14 protein-coding genes are annotated in these 17,526 nt (G+C 54.0%); 7 read left to right on the forward strand and 7 right to left on the reverse strand.

What is annotated here, in order from left to right:
- Positions 1–114: 114 nt before the first annotated feature.
- Entirely contained in the window at positions 115–891 is a 777-nt protein-coding gene (locus tag SACSAC_RS24955) for an SDR family NAD(P)-dependent oxidoreductase (RefSeq protein ID WP_037291135.1), read from the reverse strand.
- A gap of 51 nt (positions 892–942) precedes the next feature.
- Complete coding sequence (locus tag SACSAC_RS24960; protein ID WP_037291136.1) at positions 943–1,401, reverse strand: chemotaxis protein CheX; 459 nt, start codon at positions 1,399–1,401, stop codon at positions 943–945.
- A 535-nt stretch (positions 1,402–1,936) separates the two neighbouring features.
- On the opposite strand from SACSAC_RS24960, the gene SACSAC_RS24965 reads away from it, so the two are divergent.
- The 7 genes from SACSAC_RS24965 (at position 1,937) to SACSAC_RS24995 (ending at position 11,012) form a co-directional block, all read left to right on the forward strand.
- Positions 1,937–2,839, forward strand: a complete 903-nt coding sequence (locus SACSAC_RS24965) for a LysR family transcriptional regulator (RefSeq protein WP_037291137.1) — start codon at positions 1,937–1,939, stop codon at positions 2,837–2,839.
- Positions 2,840–2,877: 38 nt separating this feature from the next.
- A complete protein-coding gene (locus SACSAC_RS24970) occupies positions 2,878–3,687 on the forward strand; it encodes a histidinol-phosphatase (RefSeq protein WP_037291138.1) in 810 nt (269 codons plus the stop codon).
- 205 nt (positions 3,688–3,892) lie between these two features.
- Complete coding sequence (locus SACSAC_RS24975; RefSeq protein WP_051507404.1) at positions 3,893–5,686, forward strand: sensor histidine kinase; 1,794 nt, start codon at positions 3,893–3,895, stop codon at positions 5,684–5,686.
- Entirely contained in the window at positions 5,661–7,109 is a 1,449-nt protein-coding gene (locus SACSAC_RS24980) for a response regulator (protein ID WP_037291139.1), read from the forward strand. Before SACSAC_RS24975 ends, SACSAC_RS24980 begins: the two co-directional genes overlap by 26 nt.
- A gap of 153 nt (positions 7,110–7,262) precedes the next feature.
- Entirely contained in the window at positions 7,263–8,975 is a 1,713-nt protein-coding gene (locus SACSAC_RS24985) for an extracellular solute-binding protein (protein WP_037291140.1), read from the forward strand.
- A 228-nt stretch (positions 8,976–9,203) separates the two neighbouring features.
- Positions 9,204–10,094: an ABC transporter permease gene (locus SACSAC_RS24990; protein ID WP_037291141.1), complete on the forward strand. Its 891-nt coding sequence runs from the start codon at positions 9,204–9,206 to the stop codon at positions 10,092–10,094.
- Between the two features lie 27 nt (positions 10,095–10,121).
- On the forward strand, positions 10,122–11,012 hold the full coding sequence (locus SACSAC_RS24995; RefSeq protein ID WP_037291142.1) for a carbohydrate ABC transporter permease: 891 nt from the start codon (positions 10,122–10,124) through the stop codon (positions 11,010–11,012).
- 885 nt (positions 11,013–11,897) lie between these two features.
- Here the strand turns inward: SACSAC_RS24995 and SACSAC_RS27435 are convergent.
- The 5 genes from SACSAC_RS27435 to SACSAC_RS25020 form a co-directional block, all read right to left on the reverse strand.
- The gene (locus SACSAC_RS27435; protein ID WP_051507405.1) at positions 11,898–12,491 is read right to left on the reverse strand and encodes a GNAT family N-acetyltransferase; all 594 of its coding nucleotides are present in this window, start codon (positions 12,489–12,491) and stop codon (positions 11,898–11,900) included.
- 28 nt (positions 12,492–12,519) lie between these two features.
- Positions 12,520–13,326, reverse strand: a complete 807-nt coding sequence (locus SACSAC_RS25005) for an AAC(3) family N-acetyltransferase (RefSeq protein ID WP_037291143.1) — start codon at positions 13,324–13,326, stop codon at positions 12,520–12,522.
- Between the two features lie 255 nt (positions 13,327–13,581).
- Positions 13,582–14,367: a succinate dehydrogenase iron-sulfur subunit gene (gene sdhB / locus SACSAC_RS25010; RefSeq protein WP_037291144.1), complete on the reverse strand. Its 786-nt coding sequence runs from the start codon at positions 14,365–14,367 to the stop codon at positions 13,582–13,584.
- A 599-nt stretch (positions 14,368–14,966) separates the two neighbouring features.
- The gene (gene sdhA, locus SACSAC_RS25015) at positions 14,967–16,709 is read right to left on the reverse strand and encodes a succinate dehydrogenase flavoprotein subunit (protein ID WP_037291145.1); all 1,743 of its coding nucleotides are present in this window, start codon (positions 16,707–16,709) and stop codon (positions 14,967–14,969) included.
- Positions 16,710–16,726: 17 nt separating this feature from the next.
- Positions 16,727–17,398, reverse strand: coding sequence for a succinate dehydrogenase cytochrome b558 subunit (locus SACSAC_RS25020; protein ID WP_037291146.1), 672 nt, complete (start codon positions 17,396–17,398; stop codon positions 16,727–16,729).
- Positions 17,399–17,526 lie beyond the last annotated feature (128 nt).

The following is a 17,526-nucleotide window of genomic DNA, read 5'->3' on the forward strand; positions in this document are numbered from 1 at the left end:
TGCGCGTGAATGATTGGAGTATTTTTATGACCTCTGTTCAAGCCGGCTCGTCATTCGTCCCCCCGGATTCGTAACGATTGAGCAAGACGCTGCACGGGTGCATCGGATTTCGACTTACTTTAAATTGAGAAAACGACCCGCCAGCTTGTCCGCCGTCCGCGGCATCAGCCCGTACAATCGAACAGCCAAGCCGAAATATCGCGGAAGATCGATCTCGGCTTTGCGCGTTTCCATCATGCGCACAATCTCGCGAGCCACCTTTTCAGGCGGTAAAATAAAGCGATTAACGCTTTGGACATACGTGCCGTCCGGATCGGCCGTCTCGAAAAACGGCGTGTCGATCGGCCCCGGATTCATCGAAGATACGGCAATCCCGCTCCCGCGCAGCTCCTGGCGCAGCGAATTCATAAAGCCCAATACCGCATGCTTGGATGCTGCGTAACCGGCCGATTTCGCCGTAGCGAATTTGCCGGCCATGGAAGCCACCGTCAGAACCTGTCCGCTTCCGGCAAGACGCATATGCGGAAGCACGGCCTTCGTACAACGGACAACGCCGAAATAATTGACGTTCATAATGCCTTCGTAATCCTGCATGTCCATATCTTCGACGCTCCCGAACAGGCCGTAGCCCGCGTTGTTGACCAAAATATCGATTCGGCCGTACTCCGCGATGATGCTTTGCGCGGCAGCCTGCACCGATTCCTCGGCGCCGACGTCAAGAACCACAATGCCATGCTTCCCGGGCACGGCATTCGCGGCTTCGCGCAATTTATTTTCCGAACGCGCGGTCAGGATCGGAATCCCTCCGCGTTCCGAGACCAAACGCGCGATAAGCGCCCCGATCCCGCTCGAAGCGCCTGTGATCCATACAATTTTGTTCGTTAACGTCAAGGCGAATGCTCCTTCAGAGCTTCAGGACTTTCATAAGCTCGCCTGTTCAGTTTACGAGATCAGGACTTGAATATCCAGCTCGCCGATCCCGTCCATCAACAGCGGAATGGTCAGTGCCTTATCCGGCATGGTTCCCGTGAATTCTTGTCCGTGTACCACGTTCGGAGGCGTGATATCCACGGTTACGCCTTGGTTCGACAGCAAAATCCCCGCATTGCCGCTAATCATGTTGCCCAGCTCCGAAATCGCGCTTCGGCCCATCTCGTCCAGTTCCGTAATCGTGAAGCCGCCCATCATGGCGGATACGATCCGCATCGCGACCTGCTCGTGCAGACCGAAAATAATATTGCCTGTCAGTTGTCCGGTCATGCCGATTTGGATCCAGATATGGTCGTCGATCGGTTTTACGCTTTTGACCGCGAGCGTTCCCGTCGACGGGGAAATCTGAATGACCTGCTGGAGCACCAGCTTGGCCGATTCCAAAAACGGGTTGATTACCTCCGCTTTCATAACTTGTTCTCTCCCTACTGCTTAGGTTTTTGGAATCACGTATATCGGGTATTTGGGACTTCCAACTCATTAACCTTTAGTCCCATTCTAGGTTATCCCAATTATACGCGAGACCGAAAAATAAAGCATCTCATTTTAAATGAATATTTTAAGATCAACATCCGACGAAACATGTGACATATCGACTTTTTTCGACAATGGAGCGACACGTGAACGGTTCGAAAACGAACCTTACAGCCCATAACCGTCTGGTCAGCCCGCGTCGAATTCTGAAAAAATCCGGCTTCTTCTTTTATCGCCAACGAAAGGCCTTTTTTTTACAGCTAAAGACCCATTTCCGAAAAAATCACGACTTAAGCAGGAGGTTTTTTCATTTTTCGCCTTCGGCCTGTTTGTTCGATCATTCGGCGATTGTGCAGGGCGTACAAAAATCCCGATTTTTTTCTTCCTTAATATTATTCGTTTTCACATTGCTTTTCTTTTCATTTTGCACCTATAATTTAAGGAATCAATACGCGGTGGGAGGAGAAGTTTCATGAATATGAGTCAGTTGGAGACGCTCGTCACAATCTCGAAGACGATGAGTTTCCGCAAAGCCGGGGAACTGCTCAACCTTACACAACCCGCCGTTTCCGCGCAGATCAAAAGCCTTGAAGACGAATTTAAAGCCGTTCTGGTCGATCGCAGCCAGCCCGTCACGCTGACCGATCGCGGATTGGTCTTTCTCGAGCATGCCGAACGCATTCTCGCCGTCGTCGAGGAACTGAAACAAAAGATTACCGATCTCGAAGAAACGCCGCAGGGCCACATCATGCTCGGCACGACGACCTCGATCGCCATTCAGATTTTGCCGCGCGTGCTGTCTTATTTCCAGAACCAGTTCCCGCTGATCCAGACCAGTATCCAGTCGATGCCTTCTTCGCAAATCTACAGTCTGGTCGAAAACGGCTCCGTCGATATCGGCATCGGCTACCTGATCGAACGCAATCCCGATCTGGAGACGTCCGTCCTTTACTACGATACGTTCGAACTTGTCGTCTCTCCCCAGAACGAATTGGCCCGCAAGGATAAAATTCGCCTGGAAGACCTCAAAGAAGTTCCGATTATCATGCTGTCCCCGGATACGGTCGGACGGCGCTTCGTCGAGCAGGTGTTCAAGGAGCACGGCATCACGCCGCAGATCGCCATGGAGCTGTCCAGCAGCGAAGAAGTAAAGCGCATGGTTGAGCTCAATCTCGGCGCCGCCGTAATCTCCAAGCTATCGACCTCCCGGGAGGTGCGCCAAGGCTCACTGATCCGATTGCCCGTCAAAGAGTTCGAGACCAGCCATCCGGTCGGCGTTATCTATCGTTCGGGCAAATACATCAACTCGGCCATGCGCCAATTCCTCGCCGATCTCAAAGGCATGCCGGAAACGCAATTTATCGGCTCCGAGTGAGGAGATAATCGGTTTGCATGAAAAAGGAGGTTCCGTCCATGAAGTTCGATCTTCATACCCATCACTATCGCTGCGGACATGCGGACGGCGATATTCGCGACTATATCGAGGCCGCCATCAAGGAAGGCCTTTCCGTTATCGGGATATCCGACCATATGCCGCATCTGTTCAGCCCGCTCGACCACCCGGCTCCGTCGATCACCATGTCGCGGCTGGAGCTTGGGGCTTACGTCGATGAAGTGCTGCAATTGAAAAAAGAGTACGCAGGCAAAATCGACGTGCTGCTCGGCATCGAATCGGACTATTTTATCGACCACGAACGCCCTTATCGCGAAGCGATCGAGCGTTATCCGTTCGACTACGTGATCGGTTCGGTTCATATCAGCAGCGGCAAAAGCATCTTCGACCGCAATCGCTGGGCAGGCGTTCCGGCGGAGCAAATGATCGAAGCGAAAAAAGAATACTACCGCCTGATCGAAGCTTCGGCGCGCAGCGGCATGTTCCAGATTCTCGGCCATATCGACGCGATGAAAGGCTACTATCCGGCGTTCGTCGATATTCCGGCCGATGACGCGATCGACTCGGCGCTCCGAACGATCGGCGAGCTGGGGCTTGCCATCGAAGTCAATACCTCCGGCGGGACCAAATTATGCGGCGGCTGGTATCCGTCCGATGCCATTTTGGAACGCGCGCTGCATTACGGCGCGTCCATCTCGTTCGGCTCGGATGCGCACAAGCCTTCCCGCGTCGGCGAAGATTTCGATGCCGTGGCGAACAAGCTGCGGGACATCGGGTTCAAGGAATGGGTTTACGTCAAAGAACGCAAACCGGTGTCGGTTCCGCTGTAAAAGATCTCGGCAGTGCGCGGCGCGGCATGCCGTCGATCCGTTATTCATGAACAGACTTATTTTCGCTCCGCGAATACCGAAAGACCGGTTGTTGCCTTTGCGCGACAACGCGGTCTTTTTTTGATTTTTGCCTGCTTTTTCAAATTGCGCGTCACTATGGTATCGGTTACAATTTGAGTGATTCTACGGCAAGGAAGGTGAAGGCATGAAAAACTGGCTCCGCCGCATGCGCCTGCCGCGGCCGGAACGCCTTACGTTGAAGAAGCGCATCCTGCTCATTTTCGCATCGGGCATCATCATTCCTTTTGCCATTACGACATTCGTGTCCAACCGCACCATTTCCGTCATTCTAAGCGACAATCTGAACTCGGGCGTCCAAAGCAATCTGCATCAAATGCAGCTCTCGCTCGAAAATACGATCAGCAACCTGAATCATGTCTCGCAGCAGCTCGCCTATCCGGGCAGCGTCGGCAAATTGCTGGAGCAGTATCTGTCGGCAGAACGCGCATACGACCGGGCCTCGCTGATCGAAGAGATTCAAAGCGAGCTTAACCTGATCACGTTTACCAACCCGTCCACCGGTTTCGTCGCTTACTATTTTGCCGACGAAGACCGGATGCGTTTTGCCAATGCCGGACCGCGGGATCAATTCGATCCGGACAAACTGCCGCTGCTTGCCGCCTATTACGGGATTTCCTACTACGGGCCGCATATCAGCAACGACCGTTTTAACGATCAATACGTGCTGTCTGCGTTACGGGAGGTCAGTCTGCCGGGGCGCGGCCAAGTCTACGTGTATATTGAATCCGGTTTCAAACTGACCCAGAACATTCTCGACAGCGATAATATCGTCAAGACCTCCTCCCACCTGATTCTCGACAATGACCAGCGTATCGCGTATACCGAGCTGCCTGATGTTTTCGCCGAGAATCGTCTTTTTCGTCCTACTAGCACTTCTACAGGGGAAAGCGGTCAAGCAATGCCGAGTTCGGGGTTGGAAGGTAATTATTATTGGTTCAAAGGGACAAGCAATCAAGGATGGAGCATTGTTTCCCTGATTCCGAAAAGCGATTACGAAGCGGAGAAAAGACGCTGGCTCCAGATCATGACGACGCTATTGCTCCTTTTTCTCGCAGTGGGATTATCGACGGCCGGATTGCTGTGGAAAATGGTGTACAAACCGCTGAATCAGTTTAACCGCGATATGCACAACGTAGCGCGAAGCCGATTCGATACACCCTCGCCGCCGACGCATATTCCCGAATTTCAGGATTTGCAGCAGCAGTTTCATCATATGAAGCATCAGATCGCCGCGCTCATCCACGAGGTGGAACAAAAAGAAAAACGGCGCGCGGATCTGGAAGTGGAAAAACTGCTGTATCAAATCAACCCGCACTTTCTGATGAACACGCTGGATACGGCGCATTGGCTGGCTGTCATTCACGGGCAAAAAGAAATCGACAAACTGCTCGTTTCGCTCAACCGGCTGCTCTACTACAACCTTGGCAAGCTCGGTCAGGTGTCGACGATCCGGGAAGAAGTGGACTCGCTGCGCCAGTATTTGATTCTTCAGCAGATTCGCTACGACTTCGATTTCGACGTGCGCATCCGGGTGGAAGACGAAGTGCTGGACGTTCCGGTGCCCCGCTTCATTTTGCAGCCGCTTGTGGAAAATGCCTTGTACCACGGACTCGACGACGAAGGGCATATCGGGGTCGATGTCCGGCACGAAAACGATTTTATCGAGTTGGCGATTACCGACAACGGCGGCGGAATCTCCGAAGAGGAAATCCAACGCCTGCTGCATGAACAGACCTCCGCTCACGAAAAAGTCGGGATGGGGATCGGCATGAATTACGTGAAACGCATGATCGGATCGCATTACGAAGGCCGAGCCAAGCTGCTATTGGAAAGCACGCCGGGCCAAGGAACAACAGTACGTCTATTACTACCCTACGAGGAGGGATCGACAGATGTTGAACGTGCTGATCGTGGATGACGACAAACTGGTACGACGCGGGTTGATTTCGGCTATGCCTTGGGCGGAATTCGGACTTCAAGTAGCAGGCGAAGCCCGTAACGGGGAAAAGGCGTTGGAGTTTCTGGAGACGCAGGAAGTGGATCTGCTGCTGACCGATCTGGCGATGCCCGTGATGTCGGGACTGGAACTGATGCGCGAAGCACGGGTTCGCTATCCGCGCATGTTTATTGTCGTGCTCACGCTGCATCAGGACTTTTCGTATATTCAAGAAGCGCTTCGCCTGGGAGCGATCGATTATATCGCCAAAGTCCAATTGGAAGAAGAACGTTTCGAAGAAGTGCTGGAACGCATTTGTTCGCGGATCGCAAGCGAGCGTCGCAAAGAAAGCTCCTCCGTCGTTCATTCCTGTTCCGCGGATCAAGGTTATGCGTGGATCGCTCCTGCTTCATCCGACGCAGAGGTTCGAGCCCTGTTAGAGCGTCTTTCCCCTGCTCTGCGCGAACCCGATGTTTGGGCAGCTCCGAAATTGCCGGCGTGGTTCGCGGAAGATGCGGCAGAAGCCCGGAAACTGGAGGCTCTGCTGAACGGTGCGCCAGGTTGCCCGAAAAATAGCGCCTTTCTTCGCCTGCATGGACTTCAAGGAAAAAATAAAGCCGAAATCAGCGCACAGCTGGCGGACTACGCGACGGATGAATGGTTTTATGCCAGACAGCCGGATTTGTATCTGTACGACCTCGACCTATCCGATCGCGCGCAGCAAGAAGAATCCGAGACCCCAGCAGGAAATGCCGAGGGAGAACTTGCGCAACGGACATTGGCGGAGCTGCGCAGACGCGGCTTCAAGCCCGATTGGGTACATGAACTGGGCGAATTCGAAACTTTGTTGAGCGACTTGGCGGAACTCCGATTGTCTCCGCAACGGCTGCACGGTGAGATACTCGGCTGGACGTATGCCTGGAATGCGATCTATGAAGCGGCAATGGGCAAACGTTTGGACATGCCTCAAGCCGCCGACTCCTGGGTCGAGACTGTACAAGAGCTGCATCGCATGCGGAATCAGCTTCGGTTCGCTCTCGGCGTGCAGCCTTATTCGAGCGAGGTGCAAGCCAGCGTAACCCGAGCCGCGGCCCTCGTCCGGGAACGTCTGTCCGAGTCGCTGCAAGCCGGGCGAATCGCGCACGAGGTCAATATGAGCCGCAGCTATTTCAGCCAATGCTTCCGCGATATCATGGGCGTTACGTTCAATGAGTACGTACGGCAGCAGCGAATAAATCGGGCCTGTTCGCTGCTGGTCGAGACGCGCAAAACCGTGCAATGGGTAGCCGAGCGCACCGGATATGCCGACGAAAAGTATTTCAGCCGTATTTTCCGCGAGCAAACCGGCCTGCTTCCGAGCGAATATCGGCAGCAGCATGCGTTCAAGGAGACAAATGTCCGCTAATCAGGGGGTGATTTGTCCGAAACTGCGGATCGCGCCGAAAACTTCGCACATTTACCTTACCGTTTCGCAGACCGCTTTCTATCCATGAAAGCGGTTTCTTCATGTTAGATTATAGCTGACTCATCTATCTTCTACAGAAAAGAGGGGAATGTCATGAAAAGAAAGGTCAAAGCAGCTTGCGTGGTCGCACTCTCGGCAGTATTGGCACTTGGGGCTTGCAGCAGCGGTTCAGAGACGGCTACGGAGCCGACAACCGAGGAAGAACAAACCCAAAGCACCGAACCCGCCGATCCCTACGGAAGTTACGAAGAACCGATGACGATCAGCATCGGCATGCAGGTGGACCCGACGGACAAAGATCTGCCGACAGGCGACACCCCGCTCGACAATCAGTATACGAGACAGATCGAAGAAGCGCTGAATATCAAAGTGGAGCATGCGTTCACCGCTTCGGCAGCCAATATGCGGCAAAAGATCAGTTTGGCGATCGCCAGCAACGATCTGCCGGACGCGATGGTCGTCAATGCCGTGGAACTGCGTCAAATGGTCGCCGCCGGACAATTGGCCGATCTGACGCAAGTGTATGAACGGTATGCGTCTCCGGAAATCAAAGACATTATCGATAAAACGGACGGCGCCGCCCTCAAGTCGGTCACTTTCGACGGCAAGATGTATGCGATCCCCGGCGTGCAAGCCGATGCCGACGGCATCCATATCATGTGGATTCGCCAAGATTGGCTGGACAAGCTGGGACTTGAGCCGCCGAAAAGCATGGAAGAGCTGGCGACGGTCGCGCGCGCTTTCGTCGAAGAAGACCCGGACGGCAACGGAAGCGCCGATACGATCGGGATCTCCGGCCCGCAAAGCGGCGACGGCAAAATGTACGCCAACTTCCTGGAGTCCAAAAACAATCTCTACGGCTTCGACGCCATTTTCTCGGCCTATGGGGCTTTCCCGGGCTATTGGCTCGACGACGGCAGCGGCAAGCCCGTATACGGCTCTACCCTGCCGGAGACCAAAGAAGCGTTATCCGGCCTGCGCGACCTGTATGCGCAAGGATTGATCGATCCGGAAATGGCGGTGCGCGAAGCGTCCGACGAGCCGATCATCAACGGCAAGTCCGGTATCTTTTTCGCTCCGTGGTGGATGGGTTACGGTCCGCTGACCAACGCGGTCAAAAACGATCCCGAAGCCAACTGGCAAGCCTATGCGCTTCCGCTGGATGCCGACGGCGCTTTCCGTCCTCATGCCGCGACGCCTTCCACCGAATTCGTGGTCGTGCGCAAAGACTACGCCAATCCGGAAGTCCCGATGAAAATGCTGAACAATCTGTTTAAAAACGAGATGGAAAACACGTTCGACCCGAGCAAAGGCGGCCCCGGCTTCTATCCGCTGCGCGTCGTGTTCGCCCCTTCGGACGAAATCGAGTTCACGAACAAAGCGATCAAAGAAGTACTGGCCGGAACCAAAACGAAAGAAGATTACGTCAACGACCGTCCGTACAAGCTGCTCCCGTCCGATCTGGAGAACATCACCAAGATCAAGCAGGAGCCGTATGACGATTGGAGCATCGGAACCTGGACGCCGGACGCCGATTGGGGCGCCTGGACGCGCGCCTACTCGATCATGGTCGGCGGCAACCCCATCGTCGATACGGAGATGGAGCGAATCAACAGCCTGATCTACGAGCAGACGCCGCTGATGGAAAGCCGTTGGGTCAACCTCAAAAAGATGGAAGACGAAATGTTCCTGAAGATCGTCATGGGCGTCGCTCCGGTGGACAGCTTCGACCAGTTCGTCGAAGACTGGAAGCGCCAAGGCGGCGAGCAGATTACGAATGAAGTGGCGGAAGCGATTCAACAATAGCTTGACAATAGCTTAATGCGAACCGGACATGCGGCGCGGCTTATCGGGCACGCGGAATCGACCAGATCCGAAATAGCCGCTGTCCGCGTTCATACTGTGCCGAATACGCTCTCCTTTTCAGGCTGTTCATCTCTGCTCGGCCGTTCCACTCGACATGCATGATCGTTCCACCCTGTCCTACACCCTCATCGGGTCAGGCGTTTCCGCTTTAGAAAGGAGATCAAGTCCATGCGGATCAAAAGCTTCGACAAGCACTACTACCTGATGCTGCTCCCCGGTTACTTATGGCTGATCGTGTTCAGTATCGTGCCGATGTTCGGGATCGCGATCGCTTTTCAATACTTCAATCCGGGCAAAGGCATTTTCCATTCCGAATGGGCGGGCCTGGAGCATTTCCGCTACATGTTCGTGCTCAAAGATACGCGGGACGTCTTTTTCAATACGCTGATTATCGCCGTTCTGAAAATTATTGCACATCTGGTCGTGCCGTTGGTATTCGCGCTCATGCTCAACGAACTGCGCAAGCTCGTAGTTAAGCGCTGGATTCAGACCGTCGTCTATCTGCCGCACTTTCTGTCCTGGGTTATTCTCGGCGGGATTATTCTCGACCTCTTCTCCTACAACGGCCCGGTGAATCAACTGGGTGCGATGTTCGGCTTCAAGCCCACCTTATTCTTCGCTCAAGCGGAGCTGTTCCCGTGGCTCGTAGTCGGCAGCGACGTGTGGAAAGAGTTCGGCTTCAACACGATCATCTATCTGGCGGCGCTCACGGGCATCAATCCGGCGCTGTACGAAGCGGCGGGCATGGACGGAGCCGGACGTTGGAAAAGCCTGTGGCACATCACCCTGCCCGGTATCCGCACGACCGCCGTGCTGCTCGCCGTACTCAGCCTCGGCAACGTGCTGAACGCGGGCTTCGATCAGATTTTCAACTTGTACAATCCGCTCGTCTACTCCACCGGAGACATTATCGATACATGGGTATATCGCACGGGTCTGTTGAACTTGCAGTATGAACTTGCGACGGCCGTCGGATTGCTCAAATCGGTTATCGGTTTTATTTTGATCAGCGTCTCTTATTTCCTGGCCTATCGACTGATCAACTATCGGATATTCTAACACCATCCCAGAGCAGGAGGTACGTCTATGATCCGGGATCGAACATGGGGTTCGCGCCTGACGGATATCGTGATTCTGGTCGTGTTGATCAGCATCACGCTGACCTGTATTTTGCCGATCTGGTATACCCTCGCCCTGTCGCTCAGCTCCAACTCCGCTGCGGCGGCGGGTCAGGTGTGGCTGTGGCCGGTCGGATTCAATTTCAACGCGTACACGCAAATTTTAAAAGACACGCAATTTTTCGGCTCGTTCTGGATCTCGATTCAGCGGGTAGCGCTCGGCGCAGCGTTGAATTTCGTCGTCGTGCTACTGATGGCTTACCCGCTCTCGCGCACCGATCGGCAGTTCAAAGCCCGCGGCGTGCTGATGTGGATTCTGGTCTTCTGCATGCTGTTCAACGGCGGCCTGATCCCTCTGTATCTGACGGTAAAAGGTCTCGGCATGCTGAACAGCGTCTGGGCGCTGGTGCTGGTAGGAGGCGCGCAGACGCTGGTGTTCAACGTGATTTTGACCGTTAACTTTTTCCGCAATCTGCCGAAAGAACTGGATGAAGCGGCATTGGTCGACGGAGCGGGGCCGTGGTATTCGTTATTCCGCATCTATCTGCCGCTTGCCGTGCCGGTGCTGGCGACGATCACGCTGTTCAGTATCGTGTATCACTGGAACGAGTTCCTGTACGGCCTGATCTTTATGACGCGGGAGCAGTATTATCCGCTGCAAACGTATATTCAGCAGCTGGTCGTCTCGGTCGATCCGGCGACGATGAGCGAAGACCAGTATCGGCGGTTATCGGAGCTGTCCAACCGGACGCTCGACGCGGCGAAGATCTTTATCGCGATGCTGCCGATCATGGTGGTGTATCCGTTTTTGCAGCGGTATTTCATTCATGGGATCACGTTAGGGTCGGTTAAGGAATAACCAGAAATCCTGTTCGGGGAAGAAGCTGGAGGGCTGCGGGAGAAATTCGGTCAAGTCGCTGTCTCACTTGGAAAGCCTCCGGCTTTCCGCGTTCAAAGGCGTCTTGACCTGAATTTCTCCCTCCGCCGCGTAGCTTCTGTCGCGAAGGACTTTTTCTATTCCTGGGTATGGGAATAGGAAAAACAAAATTAAAGGCAAGGCGGATGGGGATATTGTCACATAGATGTTGACTGACTTGGCATTTTGAACGCATTCAGTAGTTGGTTTGCGTGCGAATCGAATTTTTCGCTCGTCGCCTCCAACTTTAGATTCAAGACCGTCATGGCATGGAGGGACATTAGTTATTGCACGTAACTTTAGGCTTCATCAGCTGGGTTGGCGGTTTAAGTACCGATTGTTGCGGAAAAGCAACAATTTTAACGGATTTCCTTAGGTAGGCGTGAATTGTTGCTAAAAAGCAATAATTTTTGACGGTTTGGCGTATTTAGTGGGAGTCGGTGGGGAATTGTTGCTTATTCGCAGGAATGGCGACTTTTTATTGATGATGAGCTTAAATTTATGCTTATATGCAACAATGGATATCTAGATGCTTTTATAAAAAAGGCTGCCCCAGTCGTAAGAGTGACTTCGGGGCAGCTTTTTTGTATGTGAAGGATTGATTAGAAGGGCAGCAAAATGATGGCTTCGAGGCGGCCCAGAACAAAAAAAGTGACCCGGACGGGTGTCCGGGTCCAATCACTTCTATTTCAAAAGGGGGTCATGTCTTATTTATACCCCATGCATGTTAGAGAACAATGTCGCTTATATTTCATTTGTGTAACAAATCCAGTTTTTTGGTAAAAAAGCGTTTCTGCCGTTTCAAAAAGCTTTAAGCTAATCGGGAAATCAGGCTTGGCCTTCTTTGAGCTTTTCGGGCGTTAGGGTGAATACGACAACACCCAGTTCGTCGTCGCGGCGTTTGACGCCGAAGCCGAATTCGGGGCGGTGTTGGCGTTCCATGCCGATCTTCGCCAAGACGCGCAGCGAAGCTGCATTTTTGACGAAACAGCGGGCTTGAATGCGCTCCAGTTCCAGATGCTCAAAGCCGAAGTCAGCCAGGGCGGCTGCGGCTTCGGTGGCGTAGCCCTTGCCCCAATATTCGTGCGACAGGGCGAAGCCCAGTTCTGCTTTGCCGCCTCGGGCGTCCCAGCGTTGGAACGAACATAAGCCGATGATTTCTTCGCCGCCATGCAAAAAGATACCCAGATGAAGCGCGCTCAAGCTGCGGTAGGATTCTTCGATTTGTCGGTACACGCGATCCGGGTTGCCGATACCGAAAGTCCGTCCGGCTGACGCCAGATAACGGTTCACCTCGGTATCGTCAGCCGTGCGGCTCCATTTCCGAATGTCTTCATGGGTCAAGATCCGCAATTCCAGACGCTCCGTTCGAATCGGCAACCAGCTCGGCAGGTTACCGGAAATTCTCTCTTTGTCCGCCATGTCTTTGTTCTCCCCTCATCATTATGCGTTAACGATACAACTCCAGCCAGCGTACGGCGTAATCCACCAGCACGCGCTGGCGAATCAGACGGCATTCCGCTTGGCCGATTTTTCCTCGCGAAACGGAAGCACTCCGTTCGGTCTCGAAGTCGGCTCCCATCCGTTCAAAATCATCCGAATCGAAATTGATATCGCCGAACGATACCCATTCCTGCCCGTTTTCGCCCATCACTTTCGCCTTGGGACGCAGCTCTTTTTTCCCCCGATAGTTCGCACGATACTCTGCCAGATGGAAAGACGTATTCGTGCCGTATCCGGTCCCCAGCATCAGAACCCAAGCATCCCGCTCATATAGACGCGCGAGCGGCGAGCCCTCTCCCAGCCCGTAGCCCAGCGAATGATTATCTGTCACTCCGGCAGCTTGAGGTCCGCGTGCGGCAAAAGACAGATGCGGGTGACTGCTGCGAATCGTCCCGCGCTGTTTGCGAAACGTCTCGGGAATCGCTCCCATACCCGTAGTCAGCGTCATGTCCGGATCGTAGACAGGCATCTCGTCCCTCACCAAATCCCACCAACGCGGATCAAGCGGCGGATTCATCCAAATCGCCGGATCGGTCAATTCGGACGATTGCGTCGGCATCACGAGCGTCCCTTCTTCGCCGATCGCATCCTCCAGACCCAACACCACGGCCTCCGCTCCGCCTGCGATCCATCCGCCTATAGCTTTGAGGGATGAATGCACCAACAGCACGGAGCCGGACTGCACGCCGCTCGCTCGGACTTGTTCGGCAATCGAACTCCTTGTATGGGGTCTTTCCGTAATAGGTTGTTTCATTGTAGTTTCTCTGCTCCTTCGGATTGTAAAAATCGTTGGGCTCGAGCAGCCGCATCGAATCGAACACGTTCTCAATCATGCGGACTGCACGTTGAATTCCATCCCGGCCGCGCATGAAAGTGTTCTTTCAGTGTAACACGAAATGTTCACGCAAAAAGCTTTTGACGCAAACGAACGTACGCAAAAATCCGAGCAGCTCGTTGCCGGGCTGCTCGGATCGATATGCAAGTCGAAAAGCTTCTTTCGCTCAAAAGCTTACTGTGCGAACCAACGCTTGAACATGCGCTTGGTCGTCTGCTTGTTCAGCTCCGCGATGGATGTCGTAAGCGGAATGCCTTTCGGGCACGCGCGTACGCAGTTCTGCGAGTTGCCGCAGCCTTCGATTCCGTCCGAGCCTTCCATCAGCATGTCCAGACGATCGTCGGCGTTCATCTCGCCCGTCGGGTGAGCATTGAACAGACGAACCTGCGACAAAGCAGCCGGACCGATGAAATCGGTCTTGTCATTGACGTTCGGGCAGGCTTGCAGGCAGACGCCGCAAGTCATGCACTTGGACAATTCATACGCCCACTGACGCTTTTTCTCCGGCATGCGAGGGCCTGCGCCCAGATCGTACGTGCCGTCGATCGGAATCCATGCTTTGACTTTTTTCAACGCGTTAAACATCCGGCTGCGGTCAATAACCAGGTCGCGCACGACCGGGAACGTCGACATCGGTGCAATCCGAACCGGCTGCTCCAACTGATCCACCAGCGCCGAGCAGGCTTGACGCGGCTTGCCGTTAATAACCATCGAACAAGCGCCGCATACTTCTTCGAGACAGTTCGACTCCCAGCATACAGGCGCCGTCGCTCCGCCGCCCGCATTGACCGGGTTGCGCTGAATCTCCATCAGGGCGCTGATTACGTTCATCCCCGGACGGTAAGGGAGATCGAATTCTTCGGTGTAAGGCTTGGTTTCTGGCGTATCCTGACGGGTGATGATAAATTTGACTCGTCTGGCTGTATTCTGAGCTGCGTTCGGTGCAGTTGTTTCCGCCATCGTCTGTTCTCCCCCATTCATTTTACGGCGAGGTCCTATGCGTTTAAAAGAAGGGAAGAAAGGCCGGGAAAAAGATGTTCGTTTCGATCGCTTGTTGACCCCGGGAATGTGGATTGGATTTTAATATAGAATATTCCCGAGGTCAAAGGCGAACTATAGCCTCTGCTTCCGAAGTGACTTTCTCCGAAAGTCTTTAGCTTCTCCACTGAACATCTTCTTCCCTTTTCTTCTTCCTTTAAAAGCATGACCTTTCCGTTCAATCTTTTTATCGGGTTAAAAGAGGTTCCGCGTCATAGATCGATGACGCGATCACTGTGATTTTTTTAAAAAAAGTTTGAGAAGAACATACTTCTCAATGGTACGCCCTACAATTCTATTAGACCTTAACGCTTCTTGTGAAGCGCTTTATAATTAACCATCCCCAGAAAGCCCTTGAAGGAGCGAAGCGACTGTGCGGAGGGAGAAATTCAGTGAAAGACGCCTTTGAACTCGGAAAACTTCCTCTATTAAATTAAATCAGTTTTCCGAGTGAGACAGCGCCTTGAACGAATTTCTCCCGCAGCACAGTTCTTAAGCTTCCCCTCCCGAACAGGACTTTCTCAATCTTTCGAATAGTCCCGAACGCGAGGCGGGATCAGCGAGACGTCGACAGGATCATAAGTGATCTTCGGACCATCGGCCGTCCATTCGGCTTTCGTCGTCTTCAGGAAATCCTCGTCGTTCCGCATCGGGAAGTCCGGCTTGTAGTGCGCGCCGCGGCTTTCGTCGCGGAGCAGGGCGCCTTTGGTCATGGCTTCGGCCAGCTCGAGCATATTCCAAAGCTGGCGCGTGAACGCGGCACTGGAGTTGTTCCACTTGGCCGTGTCGATCATGTTGATCTTTTTGTAGCGCTGCTTGAGTTCCTTGATCTTGCCGATAGTCTGCTCCAGCTTGTCGTTGTAACGAACGACCGTCATGTTGTCGGTCATCCACTCGCCGAGTTCGCGGTGCAGGACATAGGCGTTTTCAGTGCCGTCCATGCCGAGCAGCTCGTTGTAGCGCGCTTCATGTTTCGACGTTTCGCGCTCGAACAAGGTACTGGATAGATCGGCGGCCGATTTTTTGAGGCCCTTGATATACTCGACCGCTTTCGGACCGGCCACCATGCCGCCGTAGATCGCGGAGACGAGCGAATTCGCACCCAGACGGTTCGCGCCGTGGTACTGATACTCGCATTCGCCGGCTGCAAACAAACCGGGGATATTCGTCATTTGGTTATAGTCGACCCACATGCCGCCCATCGAATAATGGACTGCCGGGAAGATTTTCATCGGAATCTTGCGCGGATCGTCACCCATGAACTTTTCGTAAATTTCGATGATGCCGCCGAGTTTGACGTCGAGTTCTTTCGGGTCCTTATGCGAGAGATCCAGGTAGACCATGTTCTCGCCGTTGATGCCGAGCTTCTGATCGACGCAGACGTTGAAGATTTCCCGGGTCGCGATATCGCGAGGCACCAGGTTGCCGTACGACGGATATTTCTCTTCGAGGAAATACCACGGCTTACCGTCTTTGTACGTCCAGATCCGCCCGCCTTCGCCGCGTGCCGATTCGGACATCAGCCGCAGCTTGTCGTCGCCCGGAATCGCCGTCGGGTGAATCTGAATGAACTCGCCGTTCGCATAATGAACGCCCTGCTGGTAGACGGCGCTGGCCGCGGTACCCGTGTTGATGACCGAGTTGGTCGTTTTGCCGAAGATGATGCCGGGTCCGCCCGTTGCCAGAATCACGGCGTCGGCCACGAACGTCTTGATTTCCATCGTCTTCAGATTCTGCGAGCTGACGCCGCGGCAGACGCCTTCGTCGTCCAGTACCGCGCCGAGGAATTCCCAGTTCTCGTACTTGGTCACGAGTCCTGCGGCTTCGTAGCGGCGAACCTGCTCGTCCAGCGCGTACAGCAGCTGCTGGCCTGTGGTCGCGCCCGCGAATGCCGTGCGGTGGAACTTGGTGCCGCCGAAGCGGCGGAAATCGAGCAGGCCCTCGGGCGTACGGTTGAACATGACGCCCATCCGGTCCATCAGGTGGATGATGCCGGGAGCCGCCTCGCACATCGCTTTGACCGGAGGCTGGTTGGCGAGAAAGTCTCCGCCGTAAACCGTGTCGTCGAAGTGAATCCAAGGCGAATCGCCTTCGCCTTTTGTATTAACCGCTCCGTTGATGCCGCCTTGCGCGCACACGGAGTGCGAACGTTTGACGGGAACCACGGAGAATAATTGTACAGGAACGCCGGCTTCGGCTGCTTTGACGGTCGCCATAAGGCCCGCGAGCCCGCCGCCGACGATAATAAGTCCGGATTTTGCCATGTCTGCTTAAGTCCCCCTTAACCGATCAATGTTTGGAGTGTCGTGGTAATGACGCTGGCCGTGTCCGCGAATTCTTCGCTGCGGAAAGCAAACAGCGACATCATGAACAGCGCGGTCACGATCGCGAACAAGCCCAGGCAGATGTAAGAAGAGATACGCTGCGCGCGCGGGCCGACCGTGATGCCCCAACTAACAAAGAATGCCCACACGCCGTTGGCGAAGTGGAACGTTGTCGCAATAACGCCGACGAGGAAGAAAATAAAGAAACCGGGCTGAGTGACGATATCGTGCATCCAGCCGCCAAGCTCGTCATGCGTGACGTTGCCGAGCGTGATCTGGAAGCGTGTCGTGTAAACGTGCCAGATGATGAAGACAAAAGCAATTACGCCCGTGATGCGCTGCATCACGAAACGCCAGTTGCGCTCCGTCTTGAAATGCCCCAGGTTGGGCTGCGCCTGATAAGCGATATAAAGCCCGTATACGCCGTGAAAGAGCAGCGGAAGCCAGATCGCGAACAGTTCAAGGAAAAAAACGAGTGGTAGATCGTTGAGTGTGCGCACCGCGTCGCGGAAGCCTTCCGGACCGCCGTCGTAAGCCGCGAAGTTGGTGATCGCGTGCTCGATAAGGAATAAACTGATCGGAATCAGCCCCAGTAACGAGTGCACCTTTCTGGCGTAGTAACCTTTCATCTGCCGAACCGTCCCCTTTCATCATTCGACATTCCGCTGCCCGTCGGAATCAAATCCTTCATGCCGCAAAATGTCCGTTTTAGAACGTTTTCATAAATCCCATAACGAAATTTTCCGCTTTGCCGACC

The organism is Saccharibacillus sacchari DSM 19268 (assembly GCF_000585395.1).
GTDB classification, from domain to species: domain Bacteria; phylum Bacillota; class Bacilli; order Paenibacillales; family Paenibacillaceae; genus Saccharibacillus; species Saccharibacillus sacchari.

What these genes read in the sequence shown, in the direction of transcription:
- SACSAC_RS24960 (WP_037291136.1), bottom strand. Translation starts at nt 1,401, where the DNA reads ATGAAAGCGGAGGTAATCAACCCGTTTTTGGAATCGGCCAAGCTGGTG.
- SACSAC_RS24965 (WP_037291137.1), top strand. Translation starts at nt 1,937, where the DNA reads ATGAATATGAGTCAGTTGGAGACGCTCGTCACAATCTCGAAGACGATG.
- SACSAC_RS24970 (WP_037291138.1), top strand. Translation starts at nt 2,878, where the DNA reads ATGAAGTTCGATCTTCATACCCATCACTATCGCTGCGGACATGCGGAC.
- SACSAC_RS24975 (WP_051507404.1), top strand. Translation starts at nt 3,893, where the DNA reads ATGAAAAACTGGCTCCGCCGCATGCGCCTGCCGCGGCCGGAACGCCTT.
- SACSAC_RS24980 (WP_037291139.1), top strand. Translation starts at nt 5,661, where the DNA reads ATGTTGAACGTGCTGATCGTGGATGACGACAAACTGGTACGACGCGGG.
- SACSAC_RS24985 (WP_037291140.1), top strand. Translation starts at nt 7,263, where the DNA reads ATGAAAAGAAAGGTCAAAGCAGCTTGCGTGGTCGCACTCTCGGCAGTA.
- SACSAC_RS24990 (WP_037291141.1), top strand. Translation starts at nt 9,204, where the DNA reads ATGCGGATCAAAAGCTTCGACAAGCACTACTACCTGATGCTGCTCCCC.
- SACSAC_RS24995 (WP_037291142.1), top strand. Translation starts at nt 10,122, where the DNA reads ATGATCCGGGATCGAACATGGGGTTCGCGCCTGACGGATATCGTGATT.
- SACSAC_RS27435 (WP_051507405.1), bottom strand. Translation starts at nt 12,491, where the DNA reads ATGGCGGACAAAGAGAGAATTTCCGGTAACCTGCCGAGCTGGTTGCCG.
- SACSAC_RS25005 (WP_037291143.1), bottom strand. Translation starts at nt 13,326, where the DNA reads ATGAAACAACCTATTACGGAAAGACCCCATACAAGGAGTTCGATTGCC.
- sdhB (WP_037291144.1), bottom strand. Translation starts at nt 14,367, where the DNA reads ATGGCGGAAACAACTGCACCGAACGCAGCTCAGAATACAGCCAGACGA.
- sdhA (WP_037291145.1), bottom strand. Translation starts at nt 16,709, where the DNA reads ATGGCAAAATCCGGACTTATTATCGTCGGCGGCGGGCTCGCGGGCCTT.
- SACSAC_RS25020 (WP_037291146.1), bottom strand. Translation starts at nt 17,398, where the DNA reads ATGAAAGGTTACTACGCCAGAAAGGTGCACTCGTTACTGGGGCTGATT.